The organism is Microbulbifer mangrovi, from assembly GCF_002009015.1.
In the GTDB taxonomy this organism is placed as follows: Bacteria; Pseudomonadota; Gammaproteobacteria; order Pseudomonadales; family Cellvibrionaceae; genus Microbulbifer; species Microbulbifer mangrovi.
In genome coordinates this window covers 1-2380 of record NZ_LZDE01000130.1, presented here as the reverse complement: position 1 = coordinate 2380, position 2380 = coordinate 1, and the positions used below count along the sequence as shown (strand labels likewise).

Here is a 2380-nt window from a genome sequence, read left to right as displayed (position 1 = left end):
TGTTTTAGAAGGTCTCGCAAACGTTCACCGGTACCAGCACCTTCTCGTCAAGCTGAGTAGTTACTGTTCAAGCTACTACTTCAGCCTTTGTGGTAAAGCTCAGCACCCATATCCTTGAACTTGATCGCCATTTCCTCCATTCCCTGTTCCGCTTCCTGCTTGGCGGCCTCTAGTTTTCGGGAATAGTCACGCACATCCTGGGTAATTTTCATCGAGCAGAATTTTGGTCCGCACATGGAGCAAAAGTGCGCGACCTTGCCGGATTCTTTCGGCAAGGTTTCATCGTGGTACATGCGGGCGCGTTCGGGGTCGAGACCAAGGTTGAACTGGTCTTCCCAGCGGAATTCGAAGCGGGCTTTGGACAGGGCGTCGTCGCGCTTGTACGCGCGTGGGTGGCCTTTGGCCAGGTCGGCGGCGTGGGCAGCAATTTTGTAGGCCATGAGGCCTTCCTTGACGTCCTCTTTGTTCGGCAGGCCCAGGTGTTCTTTGGGTGTTACGTAGCACAGCATGGCGCAGCCCATGCTGCCAATCATGGCGGCGCCGATGCCGGAGGTGATGTGGTCGTAACCGGGGGCGATGTCGGTGGTCAATGGGCCGAGGGTATAGAACGGGGCGCCGTGGCAGTGTTCCAGCTGTTCGTCCATGTTTTCCTTGATCTTGTGCATGGGCACGTGGCCGGGGCCTTCGATCATGGTCTGCACGTCGTGTTTCCACGCGATTTCGGTGAGTTCACCGAGGGTGTGCAGTTCGCCGAACTGGGCTTCGTCGTTGGCGTCGGCGATACAGCCGGGACGCAGGCCGTCGCCCAGGGAGAAGCTGACATCGTAGGCTTTGAGGATTTCGCAGATGTCCTCGAAGTGGGTGTAGAGGAAATTCTCTTTGTGATGCGCGAGGCACCATTTGGCCATGATGGAACCGCCACGGGAGACGATGCCGGTGACGCGTTTGGCAGTCAGCGGTACATAGCGCAGGAGCACACCGGCATGGATGGTGAAGTAGTCGACGCCCTGCTCTGCCTGTTCGATCAGGGTATCGCGGAACACTTCCCAGTTGAGGTCTTCGGCAATGCCGTCAACTTTTTCCAGGGCCTGGTAAATGGGGACAGTGCCGATGGGTACCGGGGAGTTACGCAGGATCCATTCGCGGGTCTCGTGGATGTTCTGGCCAGTGGAGAGGTCCATCACGGTGTCACCGCCCCATTTAATGGACCACACCAGTTTTTCGACCTCTTCTTCAATCGAGGACGTTACCGCGGAGTTGCCGATATTGGAGTTGACCTTACACAGGAAGTTGCGCCCGATGATCATCGGCTCCAGCTCTGTGTGGTTGATGTTCGCGGGAATGATCGCACGGCCTTCGGCCACTTCGCGGCGCACGAATTCCGGGGTGATTTGCGGCGGAATGTAAATGCCTTCGCGGGCCTTTTTATAATCCGCGTCGCTCAGCTGTTCGGCGAGCGCAGTGCGGCCCATGTTTTCGCGGATGGCAATAAATTCCATTTCCGGGGTGATGATACCCTGTCGGGCATAGTGCATCTGGGTGACGTTTTTTCCGATTTTCGCTTTACGCGGTGCCGGCAGGTTGTCAAAACGAATATGGTCGAGGCCCTGATCGGCCATTCGTTTCTGGCTGTAAGCGGCCTGGCGGGTTTCGAGAATTTCGGTGTCGTCGCGCGCTTCGATCCATTGCTGACGGAGCTTGGGCAGTCCATCACGGACGTTGGGTTTGTAGTCCGGATCAGAATATGGGCCGGCGGTGTCGTAAACCTGGAGCGGTTCGTTGGGTTCGAATACGGGGTTGTTTTCATCGCCACCAACGAGGCTCTGACCGAGACAGATTTCACGCACGCCCACGTTTACGCCCCGATGTTCGCCTTGTAGATAGACTTTACGGGAGTTGGGAAATTGCTGTGCGGTGAGGTTGTCCAGAAATTCTTTGGCGCTGTCGCGCTGGGCGCTGCGGCTATTTTTGTTGGTTTTATTCTGCGGTTCTGCGACTTGAGACATGCTGACCCCTTGCGTCGTTTCCTGACGCTTTCCATAAATGGTTCCGTGAATGGATTGCCGGGGGTGCTGGAGAGATGAGCAGTTTTTGAGCGCAGTGTGATAAAAATAGCACTCAAAATGTAGCGAATTCAGATCTTGTTCCCTACGCGGGGGTTACCCCGATCAGGTTCAACGGATCTCGCAACAGCGATCTCAGCCCGAAGGCACTCCGACAAGTTGGGGCCGAGTATAGTTGTAATGTGACCGGGGGGACAAGTCTTTGAGATTTGTTGGCGGAAATCTGTGCCCTTAGCCCCCGGATGCTAAAAGCTTTGTAGCACGTTCGGTTGCGGCCGCGCACTGGGCGGAAGGTTTCAGGACCGCTGTAAACCCAT

1 protein-coding gene and 1 riboswitch are annotated in these 2380 nt (G+C 56.1%); the gene reads right to left on the bottom strand.

Annotated elements, in window-relative coordinates; all coding sequences use genetic code 11:
* Positions 1-80: 80 nt before the first annotated feature.
* On the bottom strand, positions 81-2006 hold the full coding sequence (gene thiC, locus B4U49_RS00720; RefSeq protein ID WP_078082690.1) for a phosphomethylpyrimidine synthase ThiC: 1926 nt from the start codon (positions 2004-2006) through the stop codon (positions 81-83).
* Between the two features lie 122 nt (positions 2007-2128).
* A riboswitch (TPP riboswitch) is annotated at positions 2129-2227 on the bottom strand.
* Positions 2228-2380: the final 153 nt, after the last annotated feature.